The sequence below is a fragment of the Micromonospora sp. NPDC005413 genome (assembly GCF_040606435.1).
Taxonomy (GTDB): Bacteria; Actinomycetota; Actinomycetes; order Mycobacteriales; family Micromonosporaceae; genus Micromonospora.
This window is the reverse complement of record NZ_JBEXEV010000011.1, coordinates 16203-35087: the sequence shown is the minus strand read 5'-3', so window position 1 is coordinate 35087 and position 18885 is coordinate 16203. Positions and strand designations below refer to the sequence as shown.

The window sequence follows — 18885 nt, the reverse complement described above, 5'->3', positions numbered from 1 at the left end:
ACCAGTGCGACTCGGGCTCAGTCTTGGATATCAGACAGCGTGGAGCACACCGGCCGACCACTTGGCGCTGGCCCAGGAGGCGGACCGGCTGGGCTACTCGGTGGTGTGGGCGGCGGAGGCCTACGGCTCCGACTCGCCCAGCATGCTCGCCTGGATGGCCGGCCAGACCGAACGGATCGACGTCGGCGCCGCGGTGATGCAGATCCCCGCCCGTACGCCGGCCGCCACCGCGATGACCGCCGCCACCATCGACGCGCTCTCCGGCGGTCGGTTCCGGCTCGGCCTGGGCGTCTCCGGCCCGCAGGTCTCCGAGGGCTGGCATGGTGTGCGCTTCGCCAAGCCCCTCGCCCGGACCCGTGAGTTCGTCGACATCGTCAAGCTGGCCATCGCCCGCAAGGAGGTGGCGTACGACGGCGAGCACTACACGCTGCCGCTGCCGGACGGTCCCGGCAAGGCCCTGCGGCTGGGCTTCCACCCACCGCGCGAGCACATACCGATCTACCTGGCCGCGGTCGGCCCGAAGAACTTGGAGCTGGCCGGCGAGATCGCCGACGGCTGGCTGGCGGTGTTCTACTCCCCGGAGTTCGCCGACGAGCAGCTCGCTTCGGTGAGCGCCGGGCGGGCCAAGGTCGGCAAGGAGCTGGCCGGGTTCGACGTGGTGCCGTCGGTGCCCGTGGTGATCGGCGACGACGTGGCCTCCTGCGCCGAGCTGGTGCGCTGGTACGCGGCTCTGTACGTGGGCGGGATGGGCAGCCGCCAGCAGAACTTCTACAACCAGCTCGCCACCCGGATGGGCTACGGCGACGCCGCCCGCGAGGTGCAGGATCTGTACCTGGCCAAGCGGCAGCGCGACGCGGCGGCGGCGGTGCCGATGGAGTTCATCGACCGCACCTCGCTGCTCGGCCCGAAGGAGCGCATCGCCGAGCGGATGCGGGAGTACGCCGCTGCCGGTGTCACCACCCTGTCGGTGACCCTGTTCGTGGCCGACCGGGACAGCGGTGTGCAGACCCTGCGTACCGTCGCCGAGGCACTCGACCTCTCGGGAGTCGGCGAGTGACCTGGGTCGAGGCCATCGTCCTGGGCATCGTCCAGGGACTGACCGAGTTCCTTCCGGTCAGCTCGTCGGGGCATCTGCGGATCACCTCGGCGATCTTCTTCGACCGCGACGCCGGCGCGTCGTTCACCGCGGTCACCCAGCTCGGCACCGAAGCCGCCGTGCTGATCTACTTCGCCAAGGACATCTGGCGGATCACCCGGACCTGGCTGGTCGGCATCAGGGACAAGTCGGTCCGTTCCAGCCTCGACTACCGGATGGGCTGGTACGTGATCGTCGGCTCGATCCCGATCGGGCTGTTCGGTTTCCTGTTCAAGGACCAGATCAAGACCGCCGGGCGCAACCTGTGGGTCGTGGCGACCACGTTGATCGTGTTCGCGTTCGTGCTGGCGTTCGCCGAGTACTGGGGGCGACAGACCCGCACCCTGCAGAATTTCCGGATGAAGGACGGCGTGGTGATGGGCTTCGCCCAGGCCATGGCGCTGATCCCCGGGGTGTCCCGCTCCGGTGGCACGCTCACCGCCGGCCTGCTGCTCAATCTGACCCGGGAGGCGGCGGCACGGTACTCGTTCCTGCTGGCCATCCCGGCGGTGGTCATGTCCGGCGTGTTCAGTCTCGGGGACGTCTTCGAACCGTCCGCCCCGGGCACCTCCACGCCCTCCGTGGCCCAGATGATCGTGGCGACGGTCATCGCGTTCGGCATCGGCTACGCGGCCATCGCCTGGCTGCTGCGGTACGTCGCCCACCACACCCTGTACGTCTTCGTGCTGTACCGGGTCGCGCTGGGCACCCTGGTCCTCGCGCTGCTGATGACCGGTGCCATCAGCGCCACCTGATCCGCCCGTACCCGCGGCCCCCGGCCCCCGACCCCCGCAGAGGGGACGGGGGTCGGTCCGTCGGGGGTGACCGCCACCCGGATCTGCCTGTCCTTCTGGTCATCCCGCACTAACCGGATATAGCGCAACTATCCTCTCGATATCGGGCTGTCTCCCGGACGGGATCTGCCGGTGGCTCGTGTCAGAGGGGGGCGACCGTGACTGCCAGCGGCGGCGGGAAGCGCGGGCGGGGGAGGCCACCGAGACGCAACCTCATCGCGGTCGTCTCCATCGTCGTCCTCTCCGGCGCGTTCTTCGGCTACGACCAGGGCGTCATCAGCGGTGCGCTGCGCGACATCCGCCAGACCTTCCACGCGGACACCTTCGCCGTCGAGGTGGCGGCGAGCTGGGTGACCCCGGGGGCGCTGGTCGGCGCGCTGCTCGGTGGTCACCTCGCGGATCGGATCGGTCGCCGGGGCGCGCTGTGGGTCGCCGCCGCCACGTTCGCGGTGGGTACCATCCTGCAGGCTGCCGCGCCGGTGATGGGGGTCATGTTCGGTGCGCGGTTGATCCTGGGGCTGGGCATCGGGGTGGCCTCGGTCGCCGGCCCGATGTACGCGGCGGAGGCCGCGCCGGAACGGATCCGCGGCAGCCTCCTGGCGATCTACCAGTTCTCCACCACGTTCGCGATCTTCATCGGTTACCTGGCCGACGAACTGTTCGAGGCGGGCAACTCCTGGCGTTACCTGCTGGCGGCGGCGGCGCTGCTGGGGGTGGCCCTCGCACTGGTCACCACCGTGATCCCCGACTCGGCCGTCTGGTACTTCGGACGGGGGGACAAACGCCGGGCGGAGGCGTCGCTGAAGGCGACCGTCCCGGAACAGAAGGTGTCCCAGCGGCTGCATGCCATCGAGGAGAGCCTCACGGCCGGGAAGGCGGGCTGGCGGGAGGTGCTCTCGCCACAGTGGCGGCGTCCGTTGGCGCTCGGTGTCGGCATGGCGCTGTTCCAACAACTGACCGGAATCAACGGGATCATCTACTACGCGGACTCGATCTTCTCGGCCGCAGGCTTCCACACCCCGCAGGCGCAACTGGCGGCGACCACCTGGGCGATCGGCGGGGTCGATTCACTCTTCACGCTGGTCGCGGTCGCCTTCCTGGATCGGCTCGGTCGCCGTCCGCTGCTGCTGGTCGGCCTGCTGGGCATGGCGGTCTCGCTCGCGGTGGTCAGCATCAGCTTCGCCAAGATGGACCCGGCGGCGCAGACGGCCGGCGCGACAGGGCACCATCCCACCGACGCGGGCATCTTCCTGCTGATCGGTGTGGTCATGTTCGTGGCGTTCTACGCGATGTCGATCGGACCGACCGCCTGGACCGTCATCAACGAGATCTTCCCGGGCCGCATCCGGGGCCGGTGCGTCGCGATCGCCTCCGCCACGCACTGGGGCACCGAGTACCTCATCACGCAGTTCTTCCTGAGCATGCTCGACGCCCTGGGGAGATCGGGTGTGTTCGCGCTCTTCGCCGGCACCTGCGTGCTCGGCTTCCTGTTCATCTGGCGGTACCTGCCGGAGACGAAGGGCAAGACCCTCGAAGAGATCCAGCAGATGTGGCAGAACGACGGTCGTGCTCGTCATCCGCACCGTGCCGGCAGCCGGTCCGCCGGAACGACGGGGACGTGATTCTCGGCTTCTGACCCGCGACGCAGGGGGACAGGCGTACCTTCGATCCGAAGCCGCCCAAAACGGATCTGCCGGACAAAATCGGTCATTTGGGTAGGGCGCCAGCGCTCACCCCTGTGGCGAGCCCGCTCGGCTGGATGGCGGCTCCCGACCGAACAGTCGCGAAGGACCAGGACAGTGCATCTGACACCAAGGGAACTCGACAAGCTGACGATCCTCTCGATGGCCGTCGTCGCCAACGCCCGGAAGGCCCGGGGGGTCAAGCTCAACCACCCCGAGGCCGTCGCGGTGATCTGCGCCGCCGCCCTGGAGGGGGCCCGGGACGGCAAGACCGTCGAAGAGGTCATGAACGACGCCCGCAGCACTCTCAGCGCCGACGACGTGATGCCGGGTGTGCCGGACATGCTGCCCATGATCCAGGTCGAGGCGGTCTTCACCGACGGCTCGCGACTGGTCACCGTGCACTCACCGATCCGATAGGCGCAGAAGCCCGGACACGGTCTCCAGGAAGGTGGAGCAGGACATGGCCAAGCAACATCCCGGCCCCAACTCGAAGCACGTGCGACCCATCGGCGGCTACGTGCTGAGCGACCAGCCGCTGGAGTTGAACGCGGGTCGGCCGGTTACCGAAGTCGTCGTCCAGAACACCGGCGACCGGCCGATCCAGATCGGCTCACACTTCCACTTCTTCGAAGCCAACCGGATGCTCGCCTTCGATCGCGAGGCGGCCTTCGGTAGGCGGTTGAACATCCCGGCGACGACATCCATCCGCTTCGAGCCGGGCGACAAGAAGACGGTGGAGCTCATTCCCTTCGGCGGGCAGCAGCGTGTGTACGGGTTCAACGGGCTGGTGCAGGGGTGGAGCGGCAGCGAGGCGACTCCCAGTTACCGGCCGGACCGCACCGAGGCGATCCACAACGCCAAGACCCGTGGCTTCAAGTTCGGCCCGGAGCAGCAGGACAACCCCAAGGGCAAGAAACAGTAGATCCACTATCCCGCAGGGCTGCCAGCCTCGGGCAGGAGAGATGATTCGATGAGCCAGATTTCGCGGCAAGAATATTCCGGCATGTTCGGCCCCACGACGGGCGACAAGATCAGGCTCGGCGACACCGACCTCTACATCGAGATCGAGAAGGATCTCCGGGTCCTCGGCGACGAGGTGATGTACGGCGGTGGCAAGACGCTGCGCGACGGCATGGGCGTCAACAACCAGTACACCAACGCCCAGGGTGGCCTGGACCTGGTCATCACCAACGTGACCATCCTCGATGCGACTCTCGGCGTGGTGAAGGCCGACGTCGGTGTCAAGGACGGCAAGATCGCCGGCATCGGCAAGGCCGGCAACCCGAACATCATGGACGGGGTCACCCCCGAGCTGGTGACCGGTCCGGGCACCGAGGCCATCTCCGGCGAGCACCTCATCCTGACCGCCGGCGGCATCGACGCGCACGTGCACCTGGTGACGCCGTTCCAGGCGCAGACCGCCCTGAGCAACGGTGTGACCACCCTGTGGGGAGGCGGCACCGGCCCGACCGACAGCACCAACGGCGTCACCATCACCCCCGGTCCGTGGAACATCCAGGCGATGATGCGGGCCTTCGAGACCATCCCGATCAACATCGGCCTGATGGCGAAGGGCAACAGCACCGGCCGTGCGCCCCTGGTGGAGCAGATCATGGCCGGCGCGCCGAGCTTCAAGATCCATGAGGACTGGGGTGCGCCGCCGGCGGTGATCCGGGCCTGTCTGGACGTCGCCGACGAGTTCGACGTGCAGGTCAGCATCCACACGGACACCCTCAACGAGAGCGGCTATCTCGAGGACAGCATCGCCGCGTTCGAGGGCCGGACGATCCACACCTTCCACACCGAGGGCGCCGGTGGTGGACACGCACCGGACGTCATCAAGATCGCCAGCCAGATGAACGTGCTGCCGAGCTCGACCACGCCGACGGTGCCCTACGGCATCAACAGCCAGTCCGAGCTGTACGACATGATCATGGTCTGCCACAACTTCAACCCCCAGGTCCCCTCGGACGTGGCCTTTGTGGAGAGCCGGATCCGGACGGAGACGATCGCGGCCGAGGACGTCCTGCTCGACGAGGGCGTCATCTCGATGATGCAGAGCGACTCGCAGGCCATGGGGCGCGTGGGCGAGACCTGGCTGCGGACCATTCAGCTCGCCGGGCAGATGAAGAACGTCCGCGGCAAGCTCGCCGAGGACGCCGACGGCAACGACAACTTCCGGGTGCTGCGGTACGTGGCCAAGATGACCATCAATCCGGCGATCACCCAGGGGATCTCGCACGTGCTGGGGTCGGTCACGCCGGGCAAGATGGCCGACCTCGTGCTCTGGGAGCCGGCGTTCTTCGGTGCGAAGCCGAAGCTGGTCCTCAAGGGCGGCATGATCGCCTGGTCGATCATGGGTGACCCGAACGCCTCGCTGCCGACGCCGCAGCCGGTCACCTACCGGCCGTCGTTCGCCGCGTACGGCAACCAGCTCGCCAAGACCTGCGTGACCTTCGTGTCCCGGGCCGCGCACGAGTCCGGCATCGCCGAGCAGCTCGGCCTGCAACGGCAGGTCATGCCGGTGTACCGGACCCGGGGCCTCACCAAGCGGGACATGGTCCGCAACGACAGGACGCCGAAGCTCGAAGTCGATCCGGAGACCTTCGCCGTGAAGATGGACGGCGTCCACGCGACCGTGCCACCGGCCCGGAACCTGCCGCTGAGCCAGCTCTACTTCTTCAGCTGACACCGCCGGGACCGTCTCGCACCTCCCTGGTCCCGGCACACCCACCGAAAGGAGAGGCCCGTGCTCGTCGAGACGGTGCTGGGCAACATGAACGAGCCGGACTGGACGCTGCGCCTGAAGGAAGCGCGCATCGACGACCTCGTCCTCGACCAGTGGGACGCCCAGAAGAGCCGCATCCGCAAGATGACCAGTTCCGGGGCGGAGCTGTCGGTCTCGCTGGAACGGGGGGTCCGGCTGCGCGACGGCGACATTCTCGCCTGGGACGACCTCACCGCCACGGCGGTGGTGGCCCGGGTGCAGTTGGGCGAGGTGATGGTGGTGCACCTCGACAAGTTGCGCGGCGAGTCAGCGGAACTGCTCATCCGCTCGGCCGTGGAGCTCGGTCACGCCATCGGCAACCAGCACTGGCCGGCCGTGGTCAAGGGCACCAAGATGTACGTCCCGCTGACCGTCGACCGCAAGGTCATGGACTCGGTGATGCGTACCCACGCGTTCACCGGGATCACCCACGAGTTCGTCCCCGGCACCGAGGTCATCGCGTATCTCGCGCCGCACGAGTCGCGGCGGTTGTTCGGTGGCGCCGACTCGACGCCGCACTCCCATCTCCCCGCCGACCTCAACTGAGCGGGGCCGGACGGTGCGCACCATGACCGAGACCCTGAAGTTGTTGCAGTTCGGCGATTCGGTCTTCCCGGTCGGCGCCTTCTCCTTCTCCAACGGCCTGGAGATGGCCGTCGAGCACGGCGTCGTCCACGACCGGACGACGCTGCAGGACTTCGTCCGGACGGTCACCCGGCTCGCCGCCACCGGGGACGGTGTCGCCCTGCTCGTCGGGCACCGTGCCGCCACCGCTGGAGACCTGGACCGGATCCGGCGCGCGGACGAGGCCGTCCACCTGCGCAAGATCAACGAAGAGATGCGCACCATGTCCGTACGCATGGGTCGCAAGCTGGCCGAAGCCGCGACCCGGATCGTCGGGGAGTCCCTGCTCAAGAAGCGGCTCGGCGAGTCGGCGACCGGCGTGCCGGTCACCTATCCGGTCGCGCTCGGGGTGCTCTTCGCCGACCTCGGAGTGCCCGAGGAGGACGCTTTCGCGGCCCACCAGAACGGCGCGGCCTCGACGGTGCTCAGTGCCGCGATCCGGTTGATGCGGATCGACCATCTCGACGCGCAGTCGATCCTCTTCGCGGTCAACGAGCAGGTCACCGACGACTACCGCGACGTACGCACCGCGGACCTCGACGACATGCAGACCTTCGGGCCCCACATCGACGTCCTGGCCGCCGCGCACCAGCACACCCACGTGCGGATGTTCATGAGCTGAGAGCCGGGCTCCGCGATCCACATCTCCCTGAACCTGAAACGTCTCCCAGAAGGACAGGTCACATCATGAAGTCGGCAAGTCGTATCGGCGTCGGCGGCCCGGTGGGCAGCGGTAAGACCGCGATCATCGAGGCTGTCGTGCCCCGTTTCGTGGACAACGGACTGCGGGTCCTGGTGATCACGAACGACGTCGTCACCACGGAGGACGCGAAGCACGTACGACGCGCCCTGACCGGGGTCCTGGTCGAGGAACGGATCCTCGGGGTGGAGACCGGGGCCTGCCCGCACACGGCCGTGCGCGAGGACCCGAGCATGAACCTGGCCGCCGTGGAGGACATGGAGTCCCGGTTCCCCGACAGCGACGTGGTGCTGATCGAGAGCGGCGGGGACAACCTCACGCTGACGTTCAGCCCCGCCCTGGTCGACTACTTCATCTACGTCATCGACGTCGCGGCCGGCGACAAGATTCCGCGGAAGAACGGCCCGGGGATCTCCAAGTCCGACATCCTCGTGATCAACAAGACCGATCTGGCGCCCTACGTGGACGCCGATCTCGACCTCATGGCGAGGGACGCGGACGTGACGCGCAACGGCAAGCCGGTCATGTTCACCAACTGCAAGACGGGCGAGGGCATCGACGAGCTCGTCTCGTTGATCCGCCGCAACGCGCTCTTCGACGCCGAAGTGGTCGCATGATCACACTGGACAGTGCGCGGGAACTGGAGCCGTACCAGGACCAACCGGCCCAGTTGCCCGCCGCGTCCAACGGAAAGGTCGGCGTGCTGCGCCTCGGGTTCGAGCGGCGCGGGGACCGCACGATCCTGCATGACCTCTACCGGCAGTCGCCGCTGCTGGTCCAGCGGGCGCTCTACTGGGACGAGGAGATGCCGGAGCTGCCCTGCGTCATGATCCTCACGACCTCCGGCGGCGTGCTGCAGGGCGACCGTCTGCACCTGGACGTCGACCTGGCACCCGGTAGTCAGGCGCACCTGGTCACCCAGGCCGCCACCAAGATCCAGGAGATGGACGCGAACTACGGGTCGCAGATCCAGACGTTCACCCTCGCCGAGGACACCTACCTCGAATATCTCCCGGAACCTGTGATCCCGTACCGGGCCAGCCGATTCGTCACCGACAGCCGGGTGCGGCTCCCGGAGAGCGCCACCATGCTCTACGGCGAGGTCCTGCAGCCCGGCCGGAAGTACTACCGCGACGGCGAACTCTTCGCCTACGACCTCTTCTCCTGCTCCGTGCGGGCGGAGCGTCCGGACGGCCGGCAGTTGTTCGTGGAGAAGTTCGTGGCGACGCCCGGGCAGTTCCCGGTGGCGCGGGTCGGGGTCATGGATCGCTTCCACATCTTCGGCAACGTCGTGCTGCTCACCAGCGGTGAGCGGGCCGCCCGCGTCTTCGAGCGGACCTCGACACCGGTGTGGGACGAGGAGACGCCGTTGGCCAGCGCCGTGAGTCGGCTGCCGAACGACGCGGGGCTCATCTTCAAGGTCCTGGGGCAGGAGACGGAGCCGGTTCGTGCCGCGGTACGCGCCTTCTGCGTGGCCGCCCGCGAAGAGGTGACCGGCCGGACCTTCCCGCCGGCGTTCAGCTGGCGATGAAGCAGAGGAGACTGCCGTGACCGGACTGACCCGGGGCTGGGACAGGCTGAGTGACCGCAACCCGTTGATCGGGTTCGTCGACGCCTGCCTGCGCGGGCCCGCGCAGGTCGTCCTGCAGAACAACCCGCTCACCGGCCTGCTCATTCTCATCGCGGTCGCCTGGGGAGCGTTCGAGAACGGGCAACCACGGATCTTCGGGGGTGCTGTCCTCGGTCTTGTCGTCGGCACCGCCACGGCCGTCGCCCTCCGGGTGGACGATGCCTCGCTGCGGAAGGGGCTGTTCGGCTTCAGCCCGTTTCTGACCGGGATCGCCGTCCCGACGTTTCTCGACGACCGGCCGCTGATGTGGCTCTACCTGGTGCTCGGCGCGGTGGCCACGACGGTGGTCACCCTGGCCCTGAACCAGATCTTCAAGACCTGGGGCCTCACCGCGTTCACCATGCCGTTCGTGCTGACCACCTGGGTGCTGTTGCTGGCCGCGTACCAGTTCGACCGGTTCACCGTGCTGACCAACCTGAAGCCGATGTTTCCCGGTGAGGGGCAGTTGACCGGTGGCCGCTTCAACTGGGACCTGATCCCCACCTTTCTGCGCGGGGTGTCCCAGGTCTTTCTGATCAACAGCTGGGTCACCGGGTTGATCATCCTGGTCGCGCTGCTGGTCAACTCCCGCTGGTCGGCGCTCTTCGCGGTGATCGGCGCCGTTGGCGCGACCCTGCTGGCGCTCTGGTTCGGCGCCGACGCGTCCTCGCTGGACAAGGGCCTGTTCGGCTTCAACGCGGTGTTGACGGCGATCGCCGTGGGCGCGGTGCTGCACCGCCCCGGCGCGCTGGTGACCGTCTACACCCTCTTCGGAATCGCGTTGACGCTCTTCGTCCAGTTGGCCCTGGCCAGCGTCCTCGCCCCGCTGGCCATCCCGGTGCTGACCGGGCCGTTCAACATCGCCACCTGGTTGCTGTTGCTGCCCAAGCGGCACTTCGCGCCGGTGCCCAACCACGAACGCGCCAAGGAGACCGTCGTCTCGACGGTAGAGCGCGCCGTCTGACCGTACCGAGAGAAGAGGTGAGCTTCCGTGCTCGCTCAGGACGCGGTGAACTCGGGCGATACCGCCTGGGTGCTGGTGTGCACCGGCCTCGTGTTGTTCATGACCCCCGGTCTGGCAGCCTTCTACGGCGGAATGGTTCGCACCCGCAACGTGCTCGCGATGTTGCAGCAGAACATCGTCGCACTGGGGGTCGTCAGCCTGACCTGGGTGCTGGTGGGCTACACCATCGCCTTCGGCGACGACGCCGGCACCGGCCTCTTCGGTAACCTGGAGCTTTTCGGCCTGACCGACCTCCGGGTCCCGCCCGCGCCGCACCTGCACGTGGTCGCCAGCCAGGTGACCATTCCGACCCTGGCCTTCGTCGCCTACCAGATGATGTTCGCGGTGATCACCCCCGCGCTCGTCACCGGGGCCACCGCCGGTCGGCTGAAGTTCGCCGGCTGGGTCGCGTTCCTGGCGATCTGGTCCATCGTGGTCTACGCGCCGATCGCCCACTGGCTCTGGCACCCCGATGGCTGGCTGGCCCGCTTCGGCACGCAGGACTGGGCCGGTGGGATGGTGGTCCACGCCTCGGCGGGAGCCGCGGTGCTGGCCCTGTTGCTGGTCGTCGGCCGTCGCCGTAACTGGCCACACACCGCCGCCCCGCCCAACTCGATCCCGTTGACCATCCTCGGGGCGGGCATCCTCTGGTTCGGGTGGTTCGGCTTCAACGGCGGCGACGGGCTCCAGGCCAACGGGGTGGCCGCCCAGGCGGTGATCAACACCCACCTCGCGGCGGCGGCCGGCCTGCTCGTCTGGCTGGTGGCGGAGCGGGTGAAGGACGGCCACAGCACCGTGGTGGGCAGCGTCTCCGGTGCCGTCGCGGGCCTCGCGACGGTCACACCGGCCGCCGGGTACGTCAACGCGGTCTCCGCCATCGCCATCGGAGCGATCGCCGGAATCGTCTGCCACACCGCGCTGCGGTTGAAGTACCTGCTCCGGCTCGACGACGCGCTGGACGTCCTCGCGGTGCACTTCGTCGGCGGCATGCTCGGCTCGCTGCTGCTCGGCTTCTTCGGCAACAGTGGCACCAACCCGCTCGGCAAGGACGGGCTCTTCTTCGGCGGGGGCGGCTCCCTGCTCTGGCACCAGATCGTCGGCGTGGTCGCCGTGGTGGCTTTCTCCTTCGTGCTCAGTTGGGCGATCGCCGCCGCCGTGCAGGCCGTCATCGGGCTCCGTGCCCCGGTCGACGTGCAGGAGAACCTCGACCAGACCCAGCAGGACACCGGCGCGTACCACCTGAGCGGTGTGGCGGGCCTCAGCGGCACCGGCGGACCGCAGCGACGGCGCGACACCGGACAGGATCGCGGCCCCGAACGGCCGCCCCGGACGGGCCAGCAGGTCCGGTTGGTCACCGCGACGGTGAACCCGACACTGCTGCCGACCACGCGGGAGCTGCGCGACGCCCTGCTCGGTGCGGGAGCCACCTCCATCGTGGTCTCCGACGCCACGGTCTCCACCGCCGAACCGGGCGGTGCCCGATCGCTACCCCGCGGCTACTGGCAGGACCAGGATCTCGTGGACCGGGCCCGGGTCGAGGTGATGGTGGAGCAGACGGCGGTGTCCGCGGTGCTGGACGTGCTGAGCCGGTACGGCGCCGACCGGTCGGAGAGCTTCGTGCAGGACGTCCAACTCGCGACCGACGTGCGCTGAGGTCGGCCTCGGTCACTGTCGGGTCCGGCCGGAGCGGACGAGGAGCGACAGGGTGGACAGAGCCAGCGCCCCCCAGGCCGGCACCCAGAGGGGACGTCCCTGCGCCACCGTTCCGAGGCCACCCCCGGCGGCATAGCAGGTCAGTGCCAGGAGCCCCAGAAACGTGCCCTGCCTGGCCCGCCTCCGGCGGCTGTCCGGTCCGGCCAGCCAACCCCCGATGCGTTCGCCGATCTTCGCCACCGTGCCCGACTGGTAGGTGATGTGGGTGGCGATCCCGGCGGTGCGGACGAACAGGGTCGCCAGCGCGCCCATGGCGAACCCGCCCGCGGCGGCCAACGCGATCCGTGGCCACCCGCCGTGCCGGCCGTGGTGCAGCAGGGCGTTCAGTGCCGCCCAGAGCGCCATCGTGACAACGGCGCAGGCGAGCCCCCGGGAGGACGGCGACCATCGGCTCCGGGCCGCTCGTACCTGTGAGACCACGCCCGTCCCGGCGGCGAACGCGATCAGTGAGGCCGCGGACTCGGGCCAGGCGGCGTGTTTTCCGGCCAGGCCGATGCCCAGGAGGACGGCGTTGCCCGACTGGTTGGCGACGAACGCGCCATAGCGCAGGAAGGCGAAGCCGTCCACGAAGCCAGCGATTCCGGTGGTGAGGGCGAGGACCAGGAGGGGGTGCCGGAACTCCTGGTACACGTCCTGCGGGTCCGACGTGATCGAGGGCCGCGCGGCTGCCGAGTCGCCCATCGCGTTCCACAACCTCCGATAAGGACCCGGACAAGCCAGGCATTGGGGTATTTTACCGCCGTCCTGGCGTTTCATCCCGTTTTCGCCCGGCCCGGCACCGGGCGGCACGGACACGGCGCACGCCGGAGGGCGACGCCTCCGGTCGGGCGCAGGTCATAGGGTGGTGCCCGTGGCGACCCTTCTGCTTCTGCGACACGGCCGGACGACCGCGAACGCGGACGGCGGCCTGGCCGGCCGCCAGCCGGTCGAGTTGGACGAGACAGGCCGGGCCCAGGCGGGCGCGGTCGGCGAGCGGCTGCGGCCGGTGCCGCTCGCGGCGGTGGTGACCAGCCCGCTCATCCGGTGCCGGCAAACCCTGGAGCTGGCGTTGCCCGAGGCCACCCCGCTGGTGGAGGAGGGGCTGATCGAGTGTGACTACGGTGCGTGGGAGGGGCAACCGCTGAAGAAGCTGGCCAAAGAGCCCCTCTGGCCGGTGGTCCAGCAGCGCCCGAGCGCCGCGGTCTTCCCGGACGGGGAGGCCATGGCGGCCATGGCGGCACGGGCGGTGGCGGCGGTGCGGACGTGGGACGCCCAGATCACGGCCGAGCACGGTCCCGAGGCGGTCTGGCTGGCGTGCAGCCACGGCGACGTGATCAAGGCGATCGTGGCCGACGCGCTCGGCGTACACCTGGATCTTTTCCAGCGGATCGTGGCCGACCCGGCCTCGGTGACGGCGATCCGGTACACCCCGTTGCGGCCGTTCCTGCTGCGGCTCAACGACACCGGTGGCGACCTGGCCGGGCTGGTGCCGCCGCCGGGCAAACGGCGTCGCCGCGCGGCGCGGGCGGCCGGGGTGGCCGACTCCGACGCGCCGGTCGGCGGCGGCGCGGGGGCGGGCCGGTGACGGGCCGAGGGTCCGCCACGCCCGAGTACGGTGGCCGCTGCACCGGGCGCGGCGGGCGCGTGGTGATTCGCGTCGGTGGGGTGCGCGACGCCATGGCGGGCCGGATAGGGTCGTGGGTATGACCCACCAGGTGCACGCCTTCGAACCGCCGGAGCGGTTCGTCGCCGGGACTGTCGGGCCGCCGGGGGAGCGCACGTTCTTCCTGCAGGCCCGCGGCGGCGGCAGGCTGGTCAGCGTCGCGCTGGAGAAGGTCCAGGTGTCTCTGCTCGCCGAGAAGCTGGAGGAGCTGCTCACCGAGGCGCAGCGTCGCTTCGGCGCGGACGTGCCCACGCTGGCGCCGGTGATCGGCGACAACGAGCCGCTGGACACTCCGGTCGACGAGGAGTTCCGGGTCGGGACCCTCGGGTTGGCCTTCGACGTGGACACCGCGACCGTGGTGATCGAAGCGATCGCCGCCGGCGAGGTGGAGCCCGAGGTCGAGCTGGGCGACGAGGACGACGACGAGGACGACGACGACGAGGACGACGAGCCGGACGAGGACCTGGACCGGCTCCGGGTCCGGCTCACCCCGCAGGCGACCCGCCAGTTCATCGAGCGGGCCCGGCGAGTGGTCAACGCGGGCCGGCCGCCGTGCCCGCTCTGCGGCCAACCGTTGGACCCCGCCGGGCACCTCTGCCCGCGGCACAACGGTTACCACCGGTGACCTCGTCCGGCCTCCAGCCCCGCCAGGACGGCGACGCCGCGCTGCGGCTGCTGCGTGACGGCGTGCTCGACCTGGAGGGTCGGCTGGTCGACGCGTCCAACACCACGCTGCGCGGCATCCTGACCCTGGACGGGCTCACCGCCCGCTGCGTCTACAAGCCGGTCCGTGGCGAGCGTCCGCTCTGGGACTTCCCGGACGGCACGCTCGCCGGCAGGGAGGTCTCGGCGTACCTGGTCTCCCGGGCCACCGGTTGGGGCCTGGTGCCGCCCACCGTGCTGCGGGACGGCCCGTTCGGCCCCGGCTCCTGCCAGCTCTGGATCGACGAGCCGGAGGACGCCGAGCCGCTGGTCGGGTTCCTGCCGGCGGAGGAGCTGCCGCCGCGCTGGTTCCCCATCGCCGCGGCACGTGACGAGGACGGCGCCGCGTACGTGCTGGCGCACGCCGAGGACCCCAGGCTGGCGCGGCTCGCGGTGCTCGACGCGGTGATCAACAACGCCGACCGTAAGGGCGCTCACGTTCTCGTCGGGGCCGACGACCGGATCTACGGCGTCGACCACGGGGTGAGCTTCCACGTGGAGGACAAGCTGCGTACGGTGCTCTGGGGTTGGGCCGGCAAGCAGTTGCCCCCGGACGCCGTGGAGATGCTCGACGGGCTCGCCGGGCAGGTCGCCGGAGCGCTCGGCGCGGAGCTGGCCGATCACCTGACGATCAGCGAGATCGCCGAACTGGCCGCCCGCATCGACGGGCTGCGGCAGACTGGCCGCTTTCCGCAGCCGCCGGAGGACTGGCCTGCGGTGCCCTGGCCCCCCATGTGACCCGCTGTCATCTTGATCACCCGTGTGGCGCTCCAGCGTTGTCGTTGGGCTGGCTAGGCTGATCGCATGGAGTCTTGGGCGGGACATGAGGTGCCACGGCTGCCGGGCAGGGGTGCGCCGCTGGCGCTGTACGACTCGGCGCGGCAGGGTGTCCACCCGAGTGAGCCGGTCGACGCGGGAAGCATGTACGTCTGCGGCATCACCCCGTACGACGCTACGCACCTCGGTCACGCCGCCACCATGATCACGTTTGACCTGGTGCAACGGATGTGGCGCGATGCCGGCCGCCCGGTGCGCTATGTACAGAACGTCACCGACATCGATGACCCCCTGCTGGAGCGTGCTGCCCGCGACGGCGAGGACTGGGTGGTCCTGGCGATGCGCGAGACGGCGCTGTTCCGGGAGGACATGGAGGCGCTGCGGATCATCCCGCCGGAGCACTACGTGGGCGCGGTCGAGTCGATCCCGGACATCGCCGACAAGGTCGAGGTGCTGCTCAAGGACGGTGCCGCGTACCGGCTCGACGACGGCACCGGCGACGTCTACTTCGACATCTCCGCCACCGGCCGGTTCGGCTACGAGTCGAACCTGACCCGGGAGCAGATGCTGGAAGTTTTCCCGGAGCGCGGCGGCGACCCGGACCGGGCTGGCAAGCGTGATCCACTGGACCTGCTGCTGTGGCGTGGCGCCCGCGAGGGTGAGCCGTCCTGGCCGGGCGGGGAGCTGGGCCAGGGCCGCCCGGGCTGGCACATCGAGTGCACAGTGATCGCGCTGAACCTGCTCGGTGACCGCATCGACGTGCAGGGCGGCGGCAACGACCTGCTGTTCCCGCACCACGAGGCGTCCGCCGCGCACGCCGAGCGGCTCACCGGTCAGGCGCCGTTCGCCGACCACTACGTGCACGCCGGGATGATCGGCCTGGACGGCGAGAAGATGTCCAAGTCCCGTGGCAACCTGGTCTTCGTGTCCCGGCTGCGTGCCGACAAGGTCGACTCGATGGCGGTCCGGCTGGGGCTGATGTCGGGGCACTACCGCAGCGACCGCACCTGGACCGACGAGTTGCTGTCCGCCGCCCAGGAGCGCCTGGACCGCTGGCGGCGGGCCGCCGCCGCGCCCGCCGGACCGTCCGGGGCCGAGCTGCTGGCCGGGGTACGCGAGCGCCTGGCCGACGACCTCGACACCCCAGGCGCCCTGGCGGTAGCAGACCGCTGGGCCGATGCAACCCTGGCCGGCGCAACCGACGACACGGAAGCGCCAGCCCTCTTCGCGGCCACGGTAGACGCCCTCCTAGGCATCCGCCTCTAACCCTGCTCGGGCGTGCCCCGCTCGGGCTTGTCCCGCCCGTTCGTGCCCCCGCCCGTTCGTGCCCCCGCCCGTTCGTGCCGGCCCCGTCCGTCCGCCCGCTCGCGCCGGCCCTGCCCGGCCCGGCCCTGCCCGGCCCTGCCCGGCCCGGCCCTGCCCGGCCCGGCCCGGCCCTGCCCGGCCCGGCCCGGCCCGTCGATCTTGCACTTTCGATCGCGCTTATGGCATGCTTCGCCCCCTTTGTGAGGGCAGAAACTGCAAGATCGCGAGAGTTTGGGAGCCAAGGCCTGGGGCGCTCCGTCGATCATGGACTTGTGGTGCCCCGCGAAAGGCGCGCAACACCGTATATCGGCCACCACAACTCCTAGATCGACGCGGTGTGGCGCGGCGCGACGCGGTGTGGGGCGGCGCGGTGCGGGGGGCGGCGCGGGGCGGCGCGGGGCAGGGCGGTGCGGGGTGCGGGGGATCAGCCCAGGACCAGGCCGGGGTTGGGGTCGGGGTCTGGGGTTGGGGCGGGGATCTTGTATTCCTCGGTGAGGGTGGTCATGGGGCCGGGCCAGGTGGCCTGGGACACCTCGATCGGCTTGTGGTGGGCGTCGAACGCGACGTGCAGCAGGTGCAGCACCGGGGTGTCCGGCCGGATCTGGAGGGTCTCGGCTTCCTCCCGGCTGGGCTGGCGAGCGCTGATCGTGTCGGTGGCCGAGACGTACTGCCGCCCGGTGACCTCCTCGGCCTCCTGGTAGAGGGGTCGGCCGAACGCTTCGGTGCGCTCCAGTGAAGTGCCGGCGGTGTCGGCGGGCAGGAACCAGGAGGCGCCCACCTCGACGGGGGAGTCGTCGGTGCGGACGAGGTGCCGCCGGCAGAGCAGGTCGGTGCCGTCGGGCACTCCGAACGCGTCGGCCACCTCGGCGGGGGCGGGGGCGCGACCGACCGAGACGAGTTGCTGGCGGTACCGGGCGGCGAGGTCGGTGTGATAGCCGCGGAAGCCGCCGTACCGGCCCCGGGAGAGGCGGTTGAGTCGGCGGCGGGTGCCCCGGACGTACGTACCGGAGCCGGGTTTGGTGATCAGGATGCCCTCGACCCGCAGTTGGTCGACGGCGCGTTGCGCGGTCTGCTTGGCGACGCCGAACATCTCGGCGATGGCCGGGATGGACGGCAGTCGCTCGCCCGGGCCCCAGTCGCCTCGGCGGACCTGGGCCTTGAGCTGCGCGGCGATCTGTCGGTGCGGGAACTCTGCGGCCCCGGGGTTGATCTGCATACCCGCCTCCTTGATCACATCTAGGTTCCTAGGATGCCTTAGCGGGTGTGACGGCGCTACCCCTGACACGCGAAAACGGGCCCCCGGACCACAAAAGGTCCGAGGGCCCGCAGTAGACAGCGTTACCAGGAGCCGGCGGTGGGGCCGGCCGAACCGCCCCGACGGCGCAGGTACTTCTCGAACTCCTGGGCGATCTCGTCACCGGTCAGCGGGGTGATCCCCTCGTCGCCGACCCGTTCCTCCAGCTCGCGGACGTACTCGCCGAGCTCGGCGTCCTGCTCGGCGGCACTGCGCACCCGCTGCTCCCACTCGGCGGACTCCTCGGCCAGGTCGGCCATCGGCACCGGCAGGTCGACGACCTCCTCGACCCGGTGCAGCAGGGCGACAGTGGCCTTGGGGCAGGGCGGGTTGTTGGCGTAGTGCGGCACGTGCACCCAGAACGAGACGGCGTCCACCTCGGCGCGGGTACACGCGTCGTGCAGGACACCGACGATGCCGGTCGGCCCGTCGTACCGGGTGGGGGTGAGCTGGTAGCGCTCCGCGGCCTGCGCGTCGGAGGCGCTGCCGCTGATCGGCAGCGGTCGGGTGTACGGAACGTCCGCCAGCAACGCGCCGAGCAGCACCACCCGTTCCACCTCAAGGCTGTGGCAGATCTCCAGCACCTGCTCGCAGAACGTCCGCCAGCGCATGCTCGGCTCGATGCCGCGGATCAGCACCACGTCGCGCTCGGTGCCCTCCGGGCTGGCCACCATGAACCGGGTCGTCGGCCACTCCACCCGGCGGGTCTCCCCGTCGGCCATCGTGATGGTGGGCCGGCTGACCTGGAAGTCGTAGAAGTCCTCCGGGTCCAGCTCGGCGATCTGCCGGGCGTTCCAGACCTGCTCCAGGTGCTCGACCGCGGCGGTGGACGCGTCGGCGGCGTCGTTCCAGCCCTCGAACGCGGCGATGGCCACCGGGGACCGCAGCACCGGCAGTCCGTCGAACTCGGTCACGCCGTCACCTCACCCTGCTCGTCGCGGCCGGCGCCGGGATGGCGCCCGGTCGTCATACCGTGGGGCACGGCGGCGTCCCTGTTGTCCTTCACGTCCGTCAGCCTACGTGCCGAGCGGGGGCGGGGCCCGTCGGCCGCGCCGGTCGGCCGGACCGACCACCGGTCATACGTCGACGAACCGGACAGCGTGATCCCGCTGACACAATATGGGATCGCGTGCGG

The 18885-nt window shown here is 69.9% G+C and carries 18 protein-coding genes and 1 pseudogene; 16 read left to right on the top strand and 3 right to left on the bottom strand.

The window, feature by feature from the left end; genetic code table 11:
- Window positions 1-4: 4 nt before the first annotated feature.
- From ABZS37_RS14825 to ABZS37_RS14770, 12 genes and pseudogenes are all read left to right on the top strand, one after another.
- Window positions 5-1057 carry an LLM class F420-dependent oxidoreductase gene (locus ABZS37_RS14825; protein ID WP_272618919.1) on the top strand — a complete coding sequence of 351 codons (1053 nt, stop codon included), beginning with the start codon at window positions 5-7 and terminating at the stop codon, window positions 1055-1057.
- Window positions 1054-1890, top strand: a complete 837-nt coding sequence (locus ABZS37_RS14820; RefSeq protein ID WP_355169107.1) for an undecaprenyl-diphosphate phosphatase — start codon at window positions 1054-1056, stop codon at window positions 1888-1890. The genes ABZS37_RS14825 and ABZS37_RS14820 overlap by 4 nt, the downstream gene beginning before the upstream one ends.
- 197 nt (window positions 1891-2087) lie before the next feature.
- The gene (locus tag ABZS37_RS14815) at window positions 2088-3551 is read left to right on the top strand and encodes a sugar porter family MFS transporter (RefSeq protein WP_355169105.1); all 1464 of its coding nucleotides are present in this window, start codon (window positions 2088-2090) and stop codon (window positions 3549-3551) included.
- A 177-nt stretch (window positions 3552-3728) separates the two neighbouring features.
- The gene (locus tag ABZS37_RS14810) at window positions 3729-4031 is read left to right on the top strand and encodes an urease subunit gamma (RefSeq protein ID WP_355169103.1); all 303 of its coding nucleotides are present in this window, start codon (window positions 3729-3731) and stop codon (window positions 4029-4031) included.
- A 43-nt stretch (window positions 4032-4074) separates the two neighbouring features.
- A pseudogene (locus ABZS37_RS14805) lies at window positions 4075-4410 on the top strand (urease subunit beta); the annotation flags it as partial.
- A 174-nt stretch (window positions 4411-4584) separates the two neighbouring features.
- Window positions 4585-6303 (top strand): urease subunit alpha, encoded by a 1719-nt coding sequence (locus ABZS37_RS14800; RefSeq protein WP_354996012.1) that lies wholly within the window; start codon window positions 4585-4587, stop codon window positions 6301-6303.
- Between the two features lie 60 nt (window positions 6304-6363).
- Window positions 6364-6927 carry an urease accessory protein UreE gene (ureE, locus tag ABZS37_RS14795; protein WP_355169101.1) on the top strand — a complete coding sequence of 188 codons (564 nt, stop codon included), beginning with the start codon at window positions 6364-6366 and terminating at the stop codon, window positions 6925-6927.
- 22 nt (window positions 6928-6949) lie between these two features.
- Complete coding sequence (locus tag ABZS37_RS14790) at window positions 6950-7627, top strand: urease accessory protein UreF (protein WP_355169099.1); 678 nt, start codon at window positions 6950-6952, stop codon at window positions 7625-7627.
- A gap of 65 nt (window positions 7628-7692) precedes the next feature.
- Window positions 7693-8322, top strand: coding sequence for an urease accessory protein UreG (gene ureG, locus ABZS37_RS14785; protein WP_354979247.1), 630 nt, complete (start codon window positions 7693-7695; stop codon window positions 8320-8322).
- On the top strand, window positions 8319-9236 hold the full coding sequence (locus tag ABZS37_RS14780) for an urease accessory protein UreD (RefSeq protein ID WP_355169097.1): 918 nt from the start codon (window positions 8319-8321) through the stop codon (window positions 9234-9236). The genes ureG and ABZS37_RS14780 overlap by 4 nt, the downstream gene beginning before the upstream one ends.
- Window positions 9237-9252: 16 nt before the next feature.
- Complete coding sequence (gene yut, locus ABZS37_RS14775; protein WP_355169095.1) at window positions 9253-10278, top strand: urea transporter; 1026 nt, start codon at window positions 9253-9255, stop codon at window positions 10276-10278.
- Between the two features lie 27 nt (window positions 10279-10305).
- A complete protein-coding gene (locus ABZS37_RS14770; RefSeq protein ID WP_355169093.1) occupies window positions 10306-11970 on the top strand; it encodes an ammonium transporter in 1665 nt (554 codons plus the stop codon).
- A 12-nt stretch (window positions 11971-11982) separates the two neighbouring features.
- Here ABZS37_RS14770 and ABZS37_RS14765 read toward each other — a convergent pair whose 3' ends face one another.
- Window positions 11983-12711, bottom strand: coding sequence for a DUF1275 family protein (locus ABZS37_RS14765; RefSeq protein WP_355169091.1), 729 nt, complete (start codon window positions 12709-12711; stop codon window positions 11983-11985).
- A gap of 160 nt (window positions 12712-12871) precedes the next feature.
- Between ABZS37_RS14765 and ABZS37_RS14760 the strand changes: the two genes are divergently transcribed.
- The 4 genes from ABZS37_RS14760 (at window position 12872) to mshC (ending at window position 16417) form a co-directional block, all read left to right on the top strand.
- Window positions 12872-13594 carry an MSMEG_4193 family putative phosphomutase gene (locus tag ABZS37_RS14760; protein ID WP_355169089.1) on the top strand — a complete coding sequence of 241 codons (723 nt, stop codon included), beginning with the start codon at window positions 12872-12874 and terminating at the stop codon, window positions 13592-13594.
- A 118-nt stretch (window positions 13595-13712) separates the two neighbouring features.
- Window positions 13713-14297, top strand: a complete 585-nt coding sequence (locus tag ABZS37_RS14755) for a DUF3090 domain-containing protein (protein WP_354996004.1) — start codon at window positions 13713-13715, stop codon at window positions 14295-14297.
- A complete protein-coding gene (locus tag ABZS37_RS14750) occupies window positions 14294-15112 on the top strand; it encodes an SCO1664 family protein (RefSeq protein ID WP_355169087.1) in 819 nt (272 codons plus the stop codon). The genes ABZS37_RS14755 and ABZS37_RS14750 overlap by 4 nt, the downstream gene beginning before the upstream one ends.
- Window positions 15113-15178: 66 nt before the next feature.
- Window positions 15179-16417 (top strand): cysteine--1-D-myo-inosityl 2-amino-2-deoxy-alpha-D-glucopyranoside ligase, encoded by a 1239-nt coding sequence (mshC, locus tag ABZS37_RS14745; RefSeq protein WP_355169085.1) that lies wholly within the window; start codon window positions 15179-15181, stop codon window positions 16415-16417.
- Window positions 16418-16880: 463 nt separating this feature from the next.
- Here mshC and ABZS37_RS14740 read toward each other — a convergent pair whose 3' ends face one another.
- Both ABZS37_RS14740 and ABZS37_RS14735 read right to left on the bottom strand, forming a co-directional pair.
- Window positions 16881-17672: a GntR family transcriptional regulator gene (locus ABZS37_RS14740; RefSeq protein ID WP_355169083.1), complete on the bottom strand. Its 792-nt coding sequence runs from the start codon at window positions 17670-17672 to the stop codon at window positions 16881-16883.
- 122 nt (window positions 17673-17794) lie between these two features.
- Entirely contained in the window at window positions 17795-18664 is an 870-nt protein-coding gene (locus ABZS37_RS14735; protein WP_355169081.1) for a PAC2 family protein, read from the bottom strand.
- Window positions 18665-18885 lie beyond the last annotated feature (221 nt).